Below are 16,683 nucleotides of genomic sequence, written 5' to 3' on the forward strand. Positions count from 1 at the left end.
GCCCTCGCTCGACCCGCGACCTCAAGCTCTCAACCCAGCAGCACAACTTCAACCGCACACTCTTAGCTCACTTGACCGCGACTACCGCCCATCCGCCCAACCTGGACCCACCGATGCTTTCTCTGCTGTCAGCCCTGTGTGCCGCCATGTCCGCATGGCTCTGGGTCTCCCCACGGACACCCGCTGAACGCCTCGCCCGCCTACGCCCACAACCGAGCAGCGCCCACCCCGTACCCGAGCAAGACCCCGCCCATCCACCAGCCCCAGACCCCACCTGGTCGGAGCCCACCAAGCGCCGCCTCACGAAGAGAGCGACCCTCCCGGCAGCAGGCACGGGACTGCTCGCCGCAGTCCTGATCGGCGGCATCCCGGGCCTGGTGGCCGGCGCGCTCATCGCCCCGGCCGTGGCCCTCTACCTACACCGCAAAGCCCCACCCCACTCCAAGGACGATCAGCGCAGGATCACCGCCGACCTCCCCTTCGCCGCCGACCTGATGACGGCCTGCCTCCGAGCAGGACGCCCGGTGAGCGCCGCCACCGAGATCGCCGCGACCGCAATCGGCGGCCCCTTGGGCGAGCGCCTGATGTGGGTCAGCACCCAACTACGCCTGGGCGCCGATCCGGAACCCACCTGGGCCTACCTGGCCAAAGAACCGTCGATGGGCAACCTGTCCAGAGCCATGAGCCGAGCCGCTCAGAGCGGCGCCCCAGTAGCCGACGTACTGACCCGCCTGGCCGACGACGCCAGAGAAGCATCCAGAGCAGCCTCGGTCGCCGCCGCGAGAAAAGTGGGCGTGAAAGCAGTGGCACCGCTGGGCCTGTGCTTCCTACCGGCGTTCGTACTCCTCGGCATCATCCCAGTGGTGGCCGGCCTGGCCTCGACCATCGTCCTGCCGTGAACACGCCAACCGTCCAACCGGCCGGGGGAAGCGAGGTTGAGCGACGGATCGAGCGCCAGCCGGTGCAGCCCGGAGCACAAGCACCAGACAGTCGCCCCAGCAGTGCAGCGCAGAGCTAAGAGTCAGGCAGACCGATCAGCCGTGCACGAAGCGCAGCCACATCCCCATCGGTAAGCCCCGCTGCCCGCAGATGCTTCTCCACATCCAGCCCGTCCAACGCGTCGAGAAGCGCATCCCGAGCAGTAGTGCCCTTACGAGCAAGAATCCGCCGGATCTCCTCAGTTTGATCCGCCATACCAAGGGCCCGGAACAAGGGAGGCAGTCGAGCCGCACTCAACTCATAGTCAGCGGCGATGTCCTCAGGCGCGACTCCGGTCAGCGCCAGCACCAGCATGACGATGAGCCCGGTCCGATCCCGCCCGAGCCCGCAGTGCACCAGCACCCCTCCAGGCCGGGCACGTGCGATGGCCGCGACGGCAGCGGCGCACAGCCGCGCCTTCCGCTCGATGAAGACCCGGTAGTAGAGCGGAGACCCGTCGAGCTCGTTCTCCCAGATCTCGTTCCAGAACGCCGTGTCCGCGGAGTCGTCCAACGGCACATGAACGGTCGTCAGCATCTCGGGCCGAGGATTCAAGTCACCGTGGCGCTCATCCTCGTTGCGCAGATCGACGATGGTCCGAACGCCGTAATCGACGAGAGCCCGCCACCCCTCCGGAGTAAGCCGCTCCGGGTTATCAGACCGAATCAGAGCCCCTGTGCGGATGGCCCCACCGCCACGCACGGCGACCCCGCCAAGGTCCCGTACGTTGAAGCACCCTTCCCATTCGACGTGCCGTCCACCACGCACAGACCCTCCCAGAGGCGAGACCAATGGGGGAGAAGACCGCACTTCGCCCGCCGCTGCCAATCGATGAGACAGAGCCGCCCTCACTTTGGTTCTTCGCCACCTGGACGTTGATCGGCCGCCATGCCACCGAAGCTGATCTCATTGCCTTCGGGGTCTTCGTAGATGACCTTGGTGACGCCGTTCTCGTACGTTTCACGCTTGACGGGCTCGATGCCACGCCGCGCGATCGCCGCCACCCGCTCGCCCAGGTCGTCGGAGAACGACACCACCAGCGCGTTCCCGGCGCGCTCCGGGGCGTGGACGACGTAGACGTACCGATGCTCCGCGAGCTCCCACACCGCCTCGATATCGTTCGGCACGAATGACGGCGGCTCACCGAACAGCCGCTCGTACCACGAGAGCGCCGCGTTGTAGTCGGTAACGGGGATGCCGACGAAGAGGTCCAGCGCCATGTCACCCTCCACGGGGAGTCGAGTGTCGCCGTTGTAGACCCCGGCAACAAGAAAAACTCATCGCCTCCCACACCGCGCCCACCCAGGGCCATACGTCCCCATGCACCAGGAGGCCGGACTTCCCGAGTAGCGCCCGCCAAAGCGATGTACGACACCTCGGGCCACAGGCACCGCAGGCGCGGCATGCCGGCGTCCGTAGTCGTCGGCCTGGCAGTACACCGGCGGGCGCAGCTGTGTGAACCGCTCGTAGGCGGGGCGAATGCGTGGGCAGGGCGAACTCCTGGGACTGGGCAAACTCGTGGGGCGGGCGAACTCGTGGGCGGGCGAAGGAGCGCTGGCCGCCCGCACGGAAGAGCGCATCCTCGCCCGCACCCTATGCCCGGCAGACGAATACGCGTACTCGGCAGATGAGAAGGGCCATCCCCGCGATGCCCATCGTCACGCCGACCACGGTCACCCCCGATGACGATGGCGGCGACCACCGTCACTCCCGATGAGGATCGCGACGAACACCGCGACCCCCATACGGATCGTCACCAGCTTGAGCCGCGTCGCGAACCGCAGCACCGGCGATCCACAGACCTTCACCGTCTGGCGGGCCATCCACAGAACGCCGCTCGGGCCATCGCCCGCCACCCCGCCTCCGCCACCCTTTGAACCCCCGCCGGACAACTCCGGCCCTCAACACCTGGAGGCACGATGCCAAGTCCCGCCACCATGCCAGACGACATCAAAGCCACCCCAGACCACCACAGGCGCACCCCGTCCGCCAGACTCGGGCAAGCGGGTCAAGCCACACAGCACAACACGCGACGAGCCACCCAGCCGCTCAACACCGCGCCGCCCAGCCCAACCCGCACCCACCAAACCGCGTCCTCGACCAGCACTGCGGCACCCCACCCGACAAGCCACCGATCCGCAGCACCTAACCCGCAGAGCAGCGGATCACCCCAACTAACAGAAGCCTCGACGTCCACGCGCACCCGTAGCACCGCCAGACGTTCCTGGCCCAGCGTCGCCCAGTGGCTCCATTACGCGGCCGTCAACCGCGAACGCGGCATGTCCACCGCCGAGTACGCGGTAGGCACGATCGCGGCCTGCGCGTTCGCCGCGCTCCTGTTCAAGGTGGTGAGCAGCTCGGAGGTCCAGGAGATGCTGACGTCGCTGATCAACCGAGCCCTCAACACGGCCAAGGAATGATCCTTCGCCTCGCGCGGACGCGTAGAGGCGCTCGCGGGCAGGCATCGCGGGGTTCGGTCACCGCCGAAACCGCCGCGATGCTGCCCGCCCTCATGGTCGTCCTGGCCGCCGCCCTGTGGGCGATCCAAGCGGTCGGCGTACAGCTCGAATGTGTGGACGCCGCCCGCGCCGCAGCCCGGGCGGCCGCCAGGGGAGAGCCGCTCGATCAGGTCCGTGACTACGTCCGTGCAGCCACAAGACCGAACGCCGAGATAGCCGTTACCCGCGACCCCGACCTCACCAAGGTGCAGGTCACGGTCGAAGTCCGCCCGCCCTGGGCGGGGTCGCTGCCCGCCGTCCAGGTATCAGCCGCCGCCACCGCGGTCACCGAGCCATGACCATCCCTACCGAACCGGAGAAAGCCGAACCGGAGAACCCAGTGACCAATGTCAAGGAACGCGGATCAGCCACCCTCTGGGGTGTGGCCCTCATGGGCCTGCTGATGGCGGTCGCCATGGCGTTCGCCACGGTCGGCTCCGTACGCGTGGCCCAGCACCGCGTCAACAGCGCCGCCGACCTCGGCGCTCTGGCAGCGGCCAAGCTCGCCCTGATCGACCCGGAGGGCGCGTGCGTCCGGGCCACCGAACTCGCCGCCCAGAACGGCGCCAAGCTGACCAAGTGCAAGATCACAGATGACAGAGCCGACGTCTGGACCACCCTGCCCCTGTCACTCCCGCTATTAGGCCAGATAACGCTGAACGGAAGATCCCGAGCCGGCCCAGCACCTCCTACACCCCCGAACAACCCTCACTAGCCAACTCCACCCTCCCGCCCAGAGCCCAGGGACGGGCGCGGGGAGGCCACGAGCCCGCGAAGCACCTTGGCAACGACCCGAAGGGCGTGCCCCTGAACACCAAATTGCGTAGCGACCTGAAAGCCGGCAGGGCCACCAGCCCGCACTGTTGCTCGTCCAGCGAGCCCGCGGAATGACAAGGCAACCCCGACTCAAGTTCACCAAGCCCGTACGAGAGTTCAGCATCGCCGACCCGGAAGTCCATCAGGTTGTGGACGCGACCGTGAGCAAGAAGCGCCGCGGGACCACCAGGCACGGACGTTCCACCGCTGCCAAGAGCCGAGCTCACCCGGCCAGCAGTGTGCTGCGCTACGACGAGCTCCCCGCGTCCACACCCAGCTTTCGGCAGGGCGGGCCGCCGATTTGGTCGGGAGGGGGTGAGCCCATCGGCGCTGCGACGCACCGGGACGCTCCACGACGGTTGGCTGCCCTACACGCCCGGTCGGTGACCGTTGTCTGCCGGGCGGACTGCACTTCCGGTCGTCCCATGGGCGCCCCGAGGGTGCTTGAGCGGCGCGAGGCTCTCGGCGGAGGGAAGCGTCGTGACGGTAGTCGCCAGAGTGGCGGTCACAGGAGCGATCGCAGCCGGTTTCCTCACGTTCGGCGTCCCTGCTCACGCAGCCGTGACGTGCAAGCCCGCAGGCCCACCCAACCTCACCGTGCAAGCAGGGCGCGGCGGGCGGGGCGGCCCTTCCCGGGGAGATCACTTCGCCGCCCGCCGGTGAGGTGGTCACAAGCTCATCGGTGCCGGTCTGCGCGCGGGCCGGACTCATACAGCTGAAGGTGGGTCTGTACGTCGAGGGGCCCTCCACGCCCAGCCAAGTGATCGGCACCGGCGGCGGCAATCAGACGATCTCCGGGACCTTCGATGCCGGCGACACCCCCGCTGGAACCTTCACCGTTCCCCTCAAGGGCGAGATCACCGGCACCACGTACGCCGGCAGCACGTTCACTCTGCGCAGACCCGCCCCGGTGCCGACGGAGGTGAACGTCAGCAGAAAGTGGACGAGGAAAGTCCTCGTGACCTGGCGCAAGGGGCCAGGGCCGGACCTTCCGTCGTACGAGGTGTCCAGCACGCTGTCCGGAGTCAGGGGGCGGTTGCCTGTCGAACGTGCGTGCTCGCTCCGGGGATTCGTACAGGGCAGAGCTGGCGGTGCCGGCCGGGGCGGTGGGCAAGAAGGTCGGGTTCGCGGTCGAAGCGTTCAGGGGCGACGGAAGCGGCGGATCGATCGGGTCGGGGGAGTCGGCGATGGCGTACGTCAGCTTCCCGCCCGCGCCCTCCGCCAAGCCGGCGAAGAAGAGGTCGGCCGACACAGGTGGGCCGCCAATCGCGGAACGACGGACCGACGGAGGTGGACCCGCTGCCCGTGCTGCCGGGAAAGCACAGGCTCAGCCGTCGGACAAGCCGGCGAACCGCGCATCGGCGACGCGCCCCGAAACGCCCGAAGCCGATCGGAACGTGAACCTTCCCCCTCGCTCCGATGTGAGGCGGGGCGGAAAAGACGGCTCGGATGCGGGCACGGGCGAGCCCAGGGGCGGAGCGGATTCGGCTGCGGGGCGGAGCGACGGAATGAACGCCGCGTCGGGTGAGTCCTCGCTCGGAAGCGTCGGTCGGTACGGGCTGTACGTTGCGGTCGGCGTCGCCTTGGCACTGCTGGGGCGCATGCAGGTGCCTGGGCTCGACGGCGCTCTCTGGCTGCGGGGGTGATGGGTGGCCGTCACGAGTCCTCATCGGCAGCGCGGACGGCAGGGCCAGATGGTTCTGCAGTGCGGACGGCAGCGTCAGATCGTTCGGCAGGGCCGAATGGTTCTGCAGTGCGGACGGCAGCGTCAGATCGTTCGGCAGGGCCAGATGGTTCTGCAGTGCGGATGGCAGCGTCAGATCGTTCGGCAGGGTCAAATGGTTCGGCGGTGCGGGCGGCGGGGCCAGATGGGTCGGGGCAGGTGGTTCAGGGGCAGGTGGTTCGGCATAAGGGTTTCTTGCCGCCTGTGTCCGAGTCTCTAGAGGACAGTGCATTCTGGGCGTTTTCCTCGGGAGAAAGTCGATGTATCCGGCGAGGTTGACCACGGCGGCTATAAGGCGGAGGGCAAGGAGGGGTGGGCACTAGCCGCTTTCCGGAAAGATGCGAAGGGTCCGGGAGAGCAGGGAAAGGGGTATTCCTGCTGATGGGGAGTGAGGCTTTGCGGTGAGTTGTTCGGTGCAAGCGTCAGGTAGGTGCTGTAGTCGTCATGGCCCTGAGGGCGCGGTCCTCGCACCCGTTGTTCAAGGCGGTGCACAGCGGTGGCGTTGACGTGAGCGCGCTGAAGCTGGTGCACCGGAGGGCCTGGAAAGTGGTGCACCTTAGGGCATGGCCCTAAGGTGTCGTCGTCCTCTGTGCCCTGCGTCGCGGGCTGCGGTCCCTCATGCCCCATGGCGAGACGGCGCTTTTGTCGCCGTCCCGAAGCAATAAGGGAAGTCAGGCATCGGACGCATCTGCGTCATGACCGTCCTCACGCACCTGGACATGTCACGCGAGCTGCGCCACTGGTCCGGTCGCGAGAAGGATGTCCTGGTCTATGAAATGAGCAGTTCAGCGGTGAGCTGAAATGTCCAGCACCGGTGCTGGTGGAGGGGTTGGTTGGCATAGAGTTTAGGGCACGGGGCAGGGTGTTGTGGCGAGATTCAGTGAGCTACTTCTTACGGGATTTCTTTTTCGATCATTGTGGGGATAGCAGAGTGTTGAGGAGGCGGATTGCGCCTCTTTTGTCCAAGGGTTCGTTGCCATTGCCGCATTTCGGGGATTGGATGCAGGAAGGGCAGCCGCGTTCGCATTCGCAGGACAGGATGGCTTCGCGGGTGGCGGTGAGCCAGTCGGTGGCGCGGGCGTAGCCGCGTTCCGCGAAGCCGGCGCCACCCTCGTGGCCGTCGTACACGAAGACGGTGGGCAAGCCCGTGTCGGCGTGCAGTTCGGTGGAGACGCCGCCGATGTCCCAGCGGTCGCAGGTCGCGAACAACGGGAGCAAGCCGATGGAGGCGTGTTCGGCGGCGTGGGCGGCGCCGCCGAGATCGATGCCGGCCTCGGCTAGCGGGGCCACGGCCGAGGCGGGCAGCGTCCACCAGACGGCGCGGGTCCGGAGCGTACGGGGCGGCAGCTCCAAGGGCTCGTCGCCGAGTGATTCGCCAGATTGGAGGCGCCTCTTCAGGTAGGAGACGACTTGCCGGGTCACCTCCACCTCGCCGAAGTGGAGGGTGCCGGTGCCGAGAGGTTGGGAGCGTTCTGTGGAAAGGATGGAGATGTCGGTGATGTCGCGGGCGAAGGTCGTGTAGTCCGGGTTGGCGCTGGAGACCAGGGCCACTCCGGCCTCCAGGTCCAGGAGCTCCACCAGGAAGGTCTCGCCCTGGTGCAGGTAGATCGCGCCCGTGTGCACGGTGGTGTGCGCGGAGGGCTCGTCCACGCTGCCCAGGAGACGGCCTGTGGACGACTCCACGACCTGGATCGGGTTTCCTCCACCGCCTCGGATGTCGGCGAGGTCCGTGGCCCGCTCGCGCTTGGTCCAGAACCATCCCGCCGGACGCTTCCTGAGAATGCCCTCTGCCACCAGGTCCTCAAGGACCTTGGCGGTGGTGGGGCCGAAGATGGGCAGGTCGTCCTCGGTCAGCGGGATCTCGGCCGCGGCTGCGCAGAGGTGAGGGCCCAGGACGTACGGGTTGTCGGGGTCGAGGACGATCGCCTCCACCGGGCGGCCGAACAGCGCCTCCGGGTGGTGCACGAGGTAGGTGTCCAGCGGATCGTCCCGGGCGATCAGTACGGCCAGCGCGTCCTGGCCGTCGCGGCCCGCCCTGCCTGCCTGCTGCCAGAACGAGGCGCGGGTGCCCGGCCAGCCGGCGATCAGTACGGCGTCGAGGCCTGAGACGTCCACGCCGAGCTCGAGGGCGTTGGTGGTGGCCAGGCCCATGATCGTGCCTTCGCGGAGTGCCTTCTCCAGGAGGCGGCGGTCCTCGGCGAGGTAGCCGGCCCGGTAGGCGGCGATCTTGTTGGGGAGGTCGGCGAGGTCGTTGAAGTCCGTCTCGGCCTGCTCCGGGATCGCCCAGGTGAGGGACGACGGCGGTTGCCCCGGCTGCGTGGAGGGTTGATCCCCGCGCTCGCGGGGGCGGCCTGGATGCGCGTCTGCGGTCGTCTCAGGGTCTGAAGGGGTGCCCGGGTCCGCGGTGGCGCTCACGTCTGCGGGTGGCTCAGGGGGCAGGGCGGCCCCCGTGTACGTGGCCTCCGCATGCGTGGCCAGTGCGGGTGTGTCCGGGGTTGAACCGGTCCTCGGGTCTGTGGGTGGTGCAGGGGTGGGGGTGGCCTGTGCGTGCGTGGCCGTCGTTGGGTGTGCGGGTGTGTCCGGGGTCGGACCGGTTTTCTCGTCTGTGGGTGGTGCAGGGGTCGGGGTGACCTGTGCGTGTGTGGCCGTCGTTGCGTCTTCGGGTGCGTTCGTGGTCGGCCCGGTCTTCGGGTCTGTGGTTGGTGCAGGGGTGGGGGTGGTCTGTGCGTGTGTGGTCGTCGTTGGGTGTGCGGGTGGGTTCGCGGTTGAACCGGTCTTCGCGTCTGTGGCCGGCCCAGTGTGGGTCGGGGTGTAGGGGAGGGAGAAGGCTACGTCGGCCAGCTTGGCGCGGGCGGTCAGGGCGACGGTTTCCGCGCCTCGGCGTGAGCGGACGAAGGCGAGCGTGCGTACGTCGGCCAGGACGAGGTCCGCCAGCAGGTCGGCGGCCTCCGCCGTGGCCGTCCGGCGTACGGGAGCGCCTCCCTCGCCCCGGAGCTCGGTCAGAGGCGGCTCCCAGAGCGCGAAGGTGGTGGCGCCCTTGGGGGAGGCGTCCACGGTCACCTCGTCCATCTCGAGGCCCGTCAGCCTCCTGCCGAAGACGCCGGGCTCGCTGGCGGTCGCCGAGGCGAGGATGAAGGTGGGGTGCGAGTGGTAGCGGGCGCAGGCGCGGCGGAGGCGGCGCAGGATCTGGGCGACATGGGAGCCGAAGACGCCGCGGTAGCCGTGGCACTCGTCCACGACGACCAGGCGCAGGCGGCGGAAGAACGACGACCACTGCGAGTGCCGGGGCAGGATGCTGCGGTGCAGCATGTCGGGGTTGGTCAGCACGTAGTTGGCGTGCTGGCGTACCCAGGTGCGTTCCTCGAACGGGGTGTCGCCGTCGAAGGTGGCCGCGCGAAGTTGCGTGATGCGCAGCTCGCGCAGGCTGCGGAGCTGGTCGGCGGCAAGGGCCTTGGTGGGGGTCAGGTAGAGGACCGTGCCGCCGTCGAGGCAGGCGGCCACGGCCGGGGTGAGGTACGCGAGCGACTTGCCCGACGCCGTACCCGTGGAGATGATCACGTTTCGGCCACGGAATGCCAGGTCGGCGGCCTCGTACTGGTGGGGCCAGAGTCCTGTCACCCCGCGGTTCGCCAAGCGCGTAACGAGGACTTCCGGAGCCCAGTCCGGCCAGCGCACTTGACCCGCCTGACGTGCGGGAACATGCTCCACATGGGTGACACGCTCACGACGCGAGGGCACTCCTAGAAGGTGGCGGAGGAGTGATGCCGTCTGTTCTGGGGAGGATCCGGTGGAAGTCACTGTTTCCAGTCTTGCATCCGTGGGCAAAGTCGCCGGGAATCGTGATTTCGTATAGACACAAGCCAGGCGCGTGGTTGAATGCCGCGCGTCAGGGTCGGACAGTCTGGGGCTACGCTCCAGATTGCCAGGCCGGCAAGAGTACTTTCGCAGGCGAGGCGCTGGAGGATCTGTGGATCTGAAGTTGGATCACCGCACCGAGGACCGACTCACCATCGTCGAGGTCGAGGGTGAGATCGATGTCTACACGGCGCCGAGATTGCGTGAGCTCCTCATCGATCTGGTCAACAAGGGCAACTTCCACCTTCTTGTCAACATGGAGAAGGTCGACTTCCTCGACTCCACGGGCCTCGGTGTCCTGGTCGGGGGGCTCAAGCGGGTTCGCGCGCATGACGGCTCGCTCGAGCTGGTCTGCACGCAGGAGCGCATCCTCAAGATCTTCCGGATCACCGGTCTGACCAAGGTCTTCGGGATCTACGCTTCGGTCGACGAGGCCAAGGAAGCTCACGGCAAAGACAAGTAGCATGGCTACCGTCGAGCTCACGTTCAGCGCTCTCCCCGCACACGTGCGCACCGCACGGCTGGTCGCGACGGCGATCGCCCGCCGCACCGGTGTGGACGAGTCGATGCTGGACGAAGTCCGGCTCGCCGTGGGTGAGGCGTGCTCCCGGGCAGTCGAGGCGCATCGAGCGCACTGTCCGGGCGAGCCCATCCGCATCGAGCTACGTGACGATTCAGGGCGTTTCGAAGTCACGGTCAGTGATTCGGCCCCCAGCGAGGAGATCAAGCAGGAACAACCGCTCGATCTGGGCATGCTCTCCGACTCGTTCATGTCGAACTTCGGTATCGCGGTCATCGAAGGGTTGGCCGATGATGTCGAGGTCTATCCCACCCCAAAGGGGACGAACATCCGGATGAGCTGGCCGGCCGCCGTCAACACCGGAACCGGCACCGGCACCGCCGCCTTCTGACCCAGGTTCAGGTCACGCAGTTCGCCCTAGGGTGCAGTTCGCCTCGTTCGCCTTGAGGTTCGGGTTCGTGTCGGTGCTCAGGGTCTGAGTGCCCGGTTCTGCGTCCCGATGCTCAGGGTCTGAGTGCCCGGTTCTGCGTGTTGGTGCTAAGTGTCTGAGAGCGCGGTTCTGCGTCTTCGTGCTCAGCGTCTGAGTGCACGTTCTGCTTTGGGCGGCTGAGGGCGTGGTTCTGCGTTGCGGCGTCTGAGGTTCGGTTCCCTGCGCGGCCTCTGAGGGCTGCGGGGCATAGGGGGTTGGTTGGTTCGGTCAGGAGCGGGCGTTCGGCTCCTCTGAGGGCGCTTTGGGGGCCTCTGGTAGGGCATTCTCGGGCTCTCTAGGGGCTTTCCGGTTGTAGTTGGGCTCTTGATTTCTCCTGGCGAAGCTCGCGAGGTTTCTCGTGGCGGCCGCTGGTGGCTGTCCGTGGCGGGGACCTGCGGTAGGGCGGTTCGGAGGTTGCGTGTGGGTGAGCGTCTGTGATGGAGGCGGCGGCTTACCAGGGGCTGCTGTGGTGGACGGTTGCGGTACGTCCGCGTTCGGGGTTGGTCGAGGCTGAGGGCTGATCGTGATGCGGCGGCCGGGATGACCAGTGGGTGCGTGGGTGCGGGCTTGGGACCGGCGACCGGCGCATGAGCGCGGGCGTGGCGATGGCGTGAGAGAAGGAGCGCCTGGTCATGGCGTGAGAGAGGGAGCGGGCCTGACCGTGGCGTGAGCGTGAGTGGCTGGGGCGTGGTGTGAGCGTGAGTGGGGCCGGATAATCGCGTGAGCGCGAGCGTCGGAGGGGGCCTGGCACGGAGGGCGGCTCGGGCGGTGGCCCGGTTCGTTCGTACGTGGTGGCGCCGTGACGCCCATCGTCCCGATTGACGGTCGAACGGGTGGGTGCCGTCGTGCGTAGTCACGAGTGAGGGGCTGCGCGGGCTTTTGGGCGGTGGCCGGGAGCGGGCCACCGCGCGGCGGGGGCGGGGCGCGGACGGCGAGCGGGAAGGGCCAGGGCGCGTACCGGGACGCCGCAGGGACGGGCGGAGGCGGCCGCAACGCGGTCGCCGACAGGCCCCGGAGCGGGGCGCGCGAAGCTCGGGAAGGCCGAAAAATACGGGGTTCCGGGCCGCCCGAAATCATGGCTTGCAGTGACCGTAAAACCTTGGAAATTTATCCTGTCAGATCCCAAACCCGGGCACTGTCAGGGGATTACCAGACACTCGCACAATTAGCGAGCCTCAGAGCCTTCATATCCGCCGACTGCCTGCGTAGACTCCCGGCACCGGCCAAGGTGATCCGGCGGAACGCGGATTCAACCGGAAGCGGCACCCACAACCCGGACGGTGCCGCGAACACCCGCCGAGGAAAACTGCAGCACCGCCCGGGCAGGACGACCGGTCTTGCCGAGGAGAACGATGAGCAGGCACATGCTGGCACTGGAGCCAGCGTCCAATCTGGTTCTGAGCGGAAACAATCTCACCATCGTGATCGTGGTCGCCGCGGTCGCACTCATCGCGCTAGCCGTCGCCGGTGGCCTGGTGCGCGAAGTGCTGTCCAGCGGCCAGGGCACCGAACGAATGCAGAACATCGCCCGCGCCGTCCAGGAGGGCGCCGCGGCCTACCTCGCCCGTCAGTTCCGCACGTTGGCGATCTTCGTCATCGTGATCCCCTTCCTGCTTCTCCTGCTACCGGGAGAGATGGACGTACGCATCGGCCGCTCCATCTTCTTCGTGGTCGGGGCGGTCTTCTCCGCGCTGACCGGGTTCATGGGCATGTGGCTGGCGGTACGCGGAAACGTACGCGTCGCCGCAGCCGCCAAGGAGGCGGGCGAGAAGCGGGCCATGCGCATCGCCTTCCGCACCGGCGGCGTGGCCGGCATGTTCACCGTGGGTCTCGGCCTGCTGGGCGCGGCGGTCGTGGTGTTCATCTACCAGGGCGACGCGCCCGGCGTGCTGGAGGGCTTCGGCTTCGGCGCGGCGCTGCTGGCGATGTTCATGCGAGTCGGCGGCGGCATCTTCACCAAGGCCGCAGACGTCGGCGCCGACCTGGTCGGCAAGGTCGAGCAGGGCATCCCTGAAGACGACCCGCGCAACGCCGCGACGATCGCCGACAACGTGGGCGACAACGTCGGCGACTGCGCCGGCATGGCGGCCGACCTGTTCGAGTCGTACGCGGTCATGCTGGTCGCGAGCCTGATCCTGGGCCGGGTGGCGTTCGGCGAGGAGGGTCTGGTCTTCCCCCTCATCGTCCCGATGATCGGTGTGATCACGGCGATCATCGGCATCTTCGTCACCGGCCTGCGCGACCGCGACCGCAACGGCATGGCGGCGATCAACCGCAGCTTCTTCATCTCCGCCGGCATCTCGGCGGTGCTCGTGACGGCTGCGGCGTTCTGGTACCTGCCGAGCAGCTTCTCCGGCCTGAGCGGCTCCGCCGTGCAGTCCGACGCCGACCCGCGGCTCATCGCGATCGGCGCGGTGCTGATCGGCCTGGTGCTGGCCAGCGCGATCCAGCTGCTCACCGGCTACTTCACCGAGACCAACCGGCGCCCGGTCAAGGAGATCGGCGAGAGCTCGGTCACCGGCCCCGCCACCGTCATCCTGGCGGGCATCAGCGTCGGCCTGGAGTCGGCGGTGTACTCCGCGCTGATCATCGGCGGCGCCGTCTACGGCGCGTTCCTGCTCGGCTTCGGGAACGTGACGATCGCGCTGTTCGCGGTGGCCCTCGCGGGCACCGGCCTGCTGACCACGGTCGGCGTCATCGTCTCGATGGACACCTTCGGCCCGGTCTCCGACAACGCGCAGGGCATCGCGGAGATGTCCGGCGACGTCGAGGGCGAGGGCGCGCGGGTGCTGACCAGCCTCGACGCGGTCGGCAACACCACGAAGGCGATCACCAAGGGCATCGCCATCGCCACGGCGGTGCTGGCGGCGACCGCGCTGTTCGGCGCGTTCCGTACGGCGGTGGAGACCGAGCTGACCGCGGCCACGGCGGCGGTCAAGAACGCGCTGGGCACGTTCTCGACCTTCAGCCTCAGCATCGACCAGCCGAACGTGCTCGTCGGCCTGGTCATCGGCGCCGCGGTGGTGTTCCTGTTCTCGGGCCTCGCCATCATGGCGGTCGGCCGGGCCGCGATGCGGGTGGTCTTCGAGGTGCGCGACCAGTTCCGTAACAAGCCCGGCATCATGGACGGCACCGAGAAGCCCGAGTACGGCCGCGTCGTGGACATCTGCACCCGCGACTCGCTGCGCGAGCTGGCCACCCCGGGTCTGCTGGCGGTCATGACGCCGATCGCGGTCGGGTTCGCGCTGGGGTACGCGCCGCTCGGCGCCTTCCTGGCCGGTGCGATCGCGGCCGGCACGCTGATGGCGGTCTTCCTCGCCAACTCCGGTGGCGCCTGGGACAACGCCAAGAAGCTCGTCGAGGACGGCCACCACGGCGGCAAGGGCTCCGAGGCGCACGCCGCCACCGTCATCGGCGACACGGTCGGCGACCCGTTCAAGGACACCGCCGGCCCTGCCATCAACCCGCTGATCAAGGTGATGAACCTGGTGGCGCTGCTGGTGGCGCCGGCCGTGGTGCTGTACGCGGGCAACCCGGCCCTCCGCATCGGCATCACCGTGATCGCGGTGGCGGTCGTGGTGGGCGCGATCATCGTGTCCAAGCGCCGGTCGGCGGCCGTCGCGCCGGCGAACGACAACAACCGGGAGCACGAGCCGGTCGCCTCGTGACGCATCCGGTGGCAGACGCCCGTCCCCGTGGCTCGGGGGCGGGCGTCCTTTTGTGGGGGTGGGGGTGGAGCACGGACTCGCCGGTGGGTGTGGTGACGCGTAGGTGTGGGGTGAGGGGCGGACGGTTCCGGGAGCGGCGGGCGGGTGTCCCTTTGCGGGGTGAGGGGCGGACGGTTCCGGGAGTGGCGGGCGGGTGTCCTTTTGTGGGGTGAGGGGCGGACGGTTCCGGGAGCGGCGGGCGGGTGTCCTTTTGCGGGTCCGTACGCCGGACAGGCGGGGAAGGGACCCAAGGGCGGCGGTGGGAAACTGGGCGCGTGAAGGATGACAAGCAGCAGCCCAACGGCGGCAGGGCCCTGGGCTTGATCCTGCTGGCCATGGTCGCCATCCTGGCCGTGATCGTGGGCCTGGCGGTCTGGGCGTCGAGGGGATGAGTTCGTGCGTACGTTGATCGTGCTGCGGCACGCCAAGGCCGCCCACGTGCCGGGCCTGGCCGATCGCGAGCGCCCGCTGACGGACCGGGGCGAGCGGGACGCCAAGCGCGCGGGCGAGGAGATCAGGGCGGCCGGGTTCGTCCCCGATGTGGTGCTCTGTTCGCCGGCGGTCAGGACGCGGCGCACCGCCGAGCTGGCCTTCCCCGGCGTCGAGGTCAGCTACGAGCGGGACATCTACCAGGCGTACCCGGACGAGCTGCTCGAGCTCGTACGCCGCTGCGACCCCGAGGCGGCCACGGTGGTGCTGTGCGGCCACAACCCCGGGGTGCACGAGCTGGCGCTGGGGCTGGCGGGCGGCGACTACGGCTTCCGGCCGGGGTCGTTCGCGGCGATCGCGGTGGAGTCGCCATGGGAGGAGCTGTCCCCGGGCGAAGGCCGCCTGATCTCCCGGTGGGCGCCGGAGAAGGACTGAGCCGTCAGGAGGCGGTCAGCACGCCGTCCTCGGCGTCGGCCGCCTCCACCTCGTCACGCGAGATCCCGAGCAGGTAGAGGATCGAGTCGAGGTACGGCGTGTTGACCGCGGTGTCGGCGGCCTGCCGGACGACGGGTTTGGCGTTGAACGCGATGCCGAGCCCGGCCGCGGCGATCATGTCGAGGTCGTTGGCGCCGTCGCCGATGGCCACGGTCTGGGAGATGGGCAGCCCGGCCTCGCGGGCGAACCGCTCCAGCGCCCGCGCCTTGCCGGGCCGGTCGACGATCTCGCCGACGACGCGCCCGGTGAGCTTGCCGTCGACGACTTCGAGGACGTTCGCTGCGGAGTAGTCGATGCCGAGCTCTTCGACGAGGGCGTCGGTGATCTGGGTGAAGCCGCCGCTGACGATGGCGAAGCGGTAGTCGAGCCGCTTGAGCGTGCGGACGAGCGTGCGGGCGCCGGGCGTGAGCACGACCTGCTTGCGCACCTGCTCGAACACGGACTCGGGCAGCCCTTCGAGCAGGGCGACGCGCCGCTTGAGCGACTCGGCGAAGTCGAGCTCGCCGCGCATGGCCTCTTCGGTGACGCGGGCGACCTCTTCCTGGCAGCCGGCGTGGGCGGCCAGCAGCTCGATGACCTCGCCCTGGATGAGGGTGGAGTCGACGTCCATGACGATGAGCCGCTTGGCCCTGCGGGACAGGCCGGTGCGCTGGACGGCGACGTCGACCTCCTGCTGGGCGGCCTCGGCGGCCAGCTCGACGCGCAGCGCGGCCGGGTCGGCGCCGGAGACCGACAGCTCGATGCAGGTGACGGGCCACTGGGCGAGGCGCTCGATGCGGTCGATGTTGGCGCCGGCGGCGGCGATGCGGCCCGCGATGCCCGCGATGGCGGCGGGGGAGAGCGTGGTGCCGAGCACGCTGACCGACAGCCGGCCGCGGCGGCGCTGCTCCTTGGCCTGGGAGCCGGTGGACAGCTCCACCTCCATGCCGAGGTCTTCTGCGACGCGCTCGACGGCGGTCCACATGGCTCCGAGCGTGGTGCCGGTGCCGGTGGAGGGCCCGCCCGCGTACGCGACGAGCACGCCGAGCGTCAGCCGGCCTCTGATGACGACCTGCTCGATGTCGGCCACCGTCACGGGGAACTGCGACAGCACGGAGAAGAGCCGGGAGGTGACCCCGGGGCGGTCGGGGCCGGTGAGCGTGATCAGGAGGGTGCGCTGGTCCACATCCAGTCACGGTACTGCGCCCGATCCG

13 protein-coding genes are annotated in these 16,683 nt (G+C 68.7%); 8 read left to right on the forward strand and 5 right to left on the reverse strand.

From position 1 onward, the window contains the following. Window positions 1-377 precede the first annotated feature (377 nt). A complete protein-coding gene (locus AB0K67_RS20370; RefSeq protein ID WP_364062086.1) occupies window positions 378-899 on the forward strand; it encodes a type II secretion system F family protein in 522 nt (173 codons plus the stop codon). A gap of 115 nt (window positions 900-1,014) precedes the next feature. On the opposite strand, the gene AB0K67_RS20375 is transcribed toward AB0K67_RS20370, so the two are convergent. The 3 genes from AB0K67_RS20375 to AB0K67_RS20385 all read right to left on the reverse strand — a co-directional run bounded on the left by AB0K67_RS20375 (window position 1,015) and on the right by AB0K67_RS20385 (window position 2,834). Continuing rightward, complete coding sequence (locus AB0K67_RS20375; RefSeq protein WP_364062089.1) at window positions 1,015-1,746, reverse strand: tyrosine-protein phosphatase; 732 nt, start codon at window positions 1,744-1,746, stop codon at window positions 1,015-1,017. Window positions 1,747-1,826: 80 nt separating this feature from the next. Next, entirely contained in the window at window positions 1,827-2,198 is a 372-nt protein-coding gene (locus AB0K67_RS20380) for a VOC family protein (RefSeq protein WP_364062092.1), read from the reverse strand. A 453-nt stretch (window positions 2,199-2,651) separates the two neighbouring features. Then, entirely contained in the window at window positions 2,652-2,834 is a 183-nt protein-coding gene (locus tag AB0K67_RS20385; protein WP_364062095.1) for a hypothetical protein, read from the reverse strand. 81 nt (window positions 2,835-2,915) lie between these two features. Here AB0K67_RS20385 and AB0K67_RS20390 point away from each other — a divergent pair, with 81 nt between their 5' ends. The 3 genes from AB0K67_RS20390 to AB0K67_RS20400 are packed head-to-tail and all read left to right on the forward strand — an operon-like array spanning window position 2,916 to window position 4,191. Then, the gene (locus tag AB0K67_RS20390; RefSeq protein ID WP_364062098.1) at window positions 2,916-3,398 is read left to right on the forward strand and encodes a DUF4244 domain-containing protein; all 483 of its coding nucleotides are present in this window, start codon (window positions 2,916-2,918) and stop codon (window positions 3,396-3,398) included. Next, window positions 3,395-3,775 carry a TadE family type IV pilus minor pilin gene (locus AB0K67_RS20395; protein ID WP_364062101.1) on the forward strand — a complete coding sequence of 127 codons (381 nt, stop codon included), beginning with the start codon at window positions 3,395-3,397 and terminating at the stop codon, window positions 3,773-3,775. Before AB0K67_RS20390 ends, AB0K67_RS20395 begins: the two co-directional genes overlap by 4 nt. Continuing rightward, on the forward strand, window positions 3,772-4,191 hold the full coding sequence (locus AB0K67_RS20400) for an Rv3654c family TadE-like protein (protein ID WP_364062104.1): 420 nt from the start codon (window positions 3,772-3,774) through the stop codon (window positions 4,189-4,191). Before AB0K67_RS20395 ends, AB0K67_RS20400 begins: the two co-directional genes overlap by 4 nt. Before the next feature lie 2,736 nt (window positions 4,192-6,927). On the opposite strand, the gene AB0K67_RS20405 is transcribed toward AB0K67_RS20400, so the two are convergent. After that, window positions 6,928-9,633 (reverse strand): DEAD/DEAH box helicase, encoded by a 2,706-nt coding sequence (locus AB0K67_RS20405; protein WP_364062107.1) that lies wholly within the window; start codon window positions 9,631-9,633, stop codon window positions 6,928-6,930. 349 nt (window positions 9,634-9,982) lie between these two features. Between AB0K67_RS20405 and AB0K67_RS20410 the strand changes: the two genes are divergently transcribed. From AB0K67_RS20410 to AB0K67_RS20425, 4 genes are all read left to right on the forward strand, one after another. Continuing rightward, the gene (locus tag AB0K67_RS20410) at window positions 9,983-10,333 is read left to right on the forward strand and encodes an STAS domain-containing protein (RefSeq protein WP_043629845.1); all 351 of its coding nucleotides are present in this window, start codon (window positions 9,983-9,985) and stop codon (window positions 10,331-10,333) included. 1 nt (window position 10,334) lies between these two features. Then, window positions 10,335-10,781, forward strand: a complete 447-nt coding sequence (locus tag AB0K67_RS20415) for an ATP-binding protein (protein WP_364062110.1) — start codon at window positions 10,335-10,337, stop codon at window positions 10,779-10,781. Between the two features lie 1,442 nt (window positions 10,782-12,223). Continuing rightward, window positions 12,224-14,527 carry a sodium-translocating pyrophosphatase gene (locus AB0K67_RS20420; protein WP_364063239.1) on the forward strand — a complete coding sequence of 768 codons (2,304 nt, stop codon included), beginning with the start codon at window positions 12,224-12,226 and terminating at the stop codon, window positions 14,525-14,527. A gap of 435 nt (window positions 14,528-14,962) precedes the next feature. After that, window positions 14,963-15,430 (forward strand): histidine phosphatase family protein, encoded by a 468-nt coding sequence (locus AB0K67_RS20425; protein WP_364062113.1) that lies wholly within the window; start codon window positions 14,963-14,965, stop codon window positions 15,428-15,430. A gap of 4 nt (window positions 15,431-15,434) precedes the next feature. Here AB0K67_RS20425 and serB read toward each other — a convergent pair whose 3' ends face one another. Continuing rightward, entirely contained in the window at window positions 15,435-16,655 is a 1,221-nt protein-coding gene (serB, locus tag AB0K67_RS20430) for a phosphoserine phosphatase SerB (RefSeq protein WP_364062116.1), read from the reverse strand. Between the last annotated feature and the right edge of the window lie 28 nt (window positions 16,656-16,683).

Source organism: Nonomuraea sp. NPDC052634, assembly GCF_040678535.1.
In the GTDB taxonomy this organism is placed as follows: Bacteria; Actinomycetota; Actinomycetes; order Streptosporangiales; family Streptosporangiaceae; genus Nonomuraea; species Nonomuraea fastidiosa.

Bases quoted from the DNA above. Each gene is read 5' to 3' on its own strand.
- AB0K67_RS20380 (WP_364062092.1), bottom strand. From the start codon at position 2,198: ATGGCGCTGGACCTCTTCGTCGGCATCCCCGTTACCGACTACAACGCG.
- AB0K67_RS20390 (WP_364062098.1), top strand. From the start codon at position 2,916: ATGCCAGACGACATCAAAGCCACCCCAGACCACCACAGGCGCACCCCG.
- AB0K67_RS20395 (WP_364062101.1), top strand. From the start codon at position 3,395: ATGATCCTTCGCCTCGCGCGGACGCGTAGAGGCGCTCGCGGGCAGGCA.
- AB0K67_RS20400 (WP_364062104.1), top strand. From the start codon at position 3,772: ATGACCATCCCTACCGAACCGGAGAAAGCCGAACCGGAGAACCCAGTG.
- AB0K67_RS20415 (WP_364062110.1), top strand. From the start codon at position 10,335: ATGGCTACCGTCGAGCTCACGTTCAGCGCTCTCCCCGCACACGTGCGC.
- AB0K67_RS20420 (WP_364063239.1), top strand. From the start codon at position 12,224: ATGCTGGCACTGGAGCCAGCGTCCAATCTGGTTCTGAGCGGAAACAAT.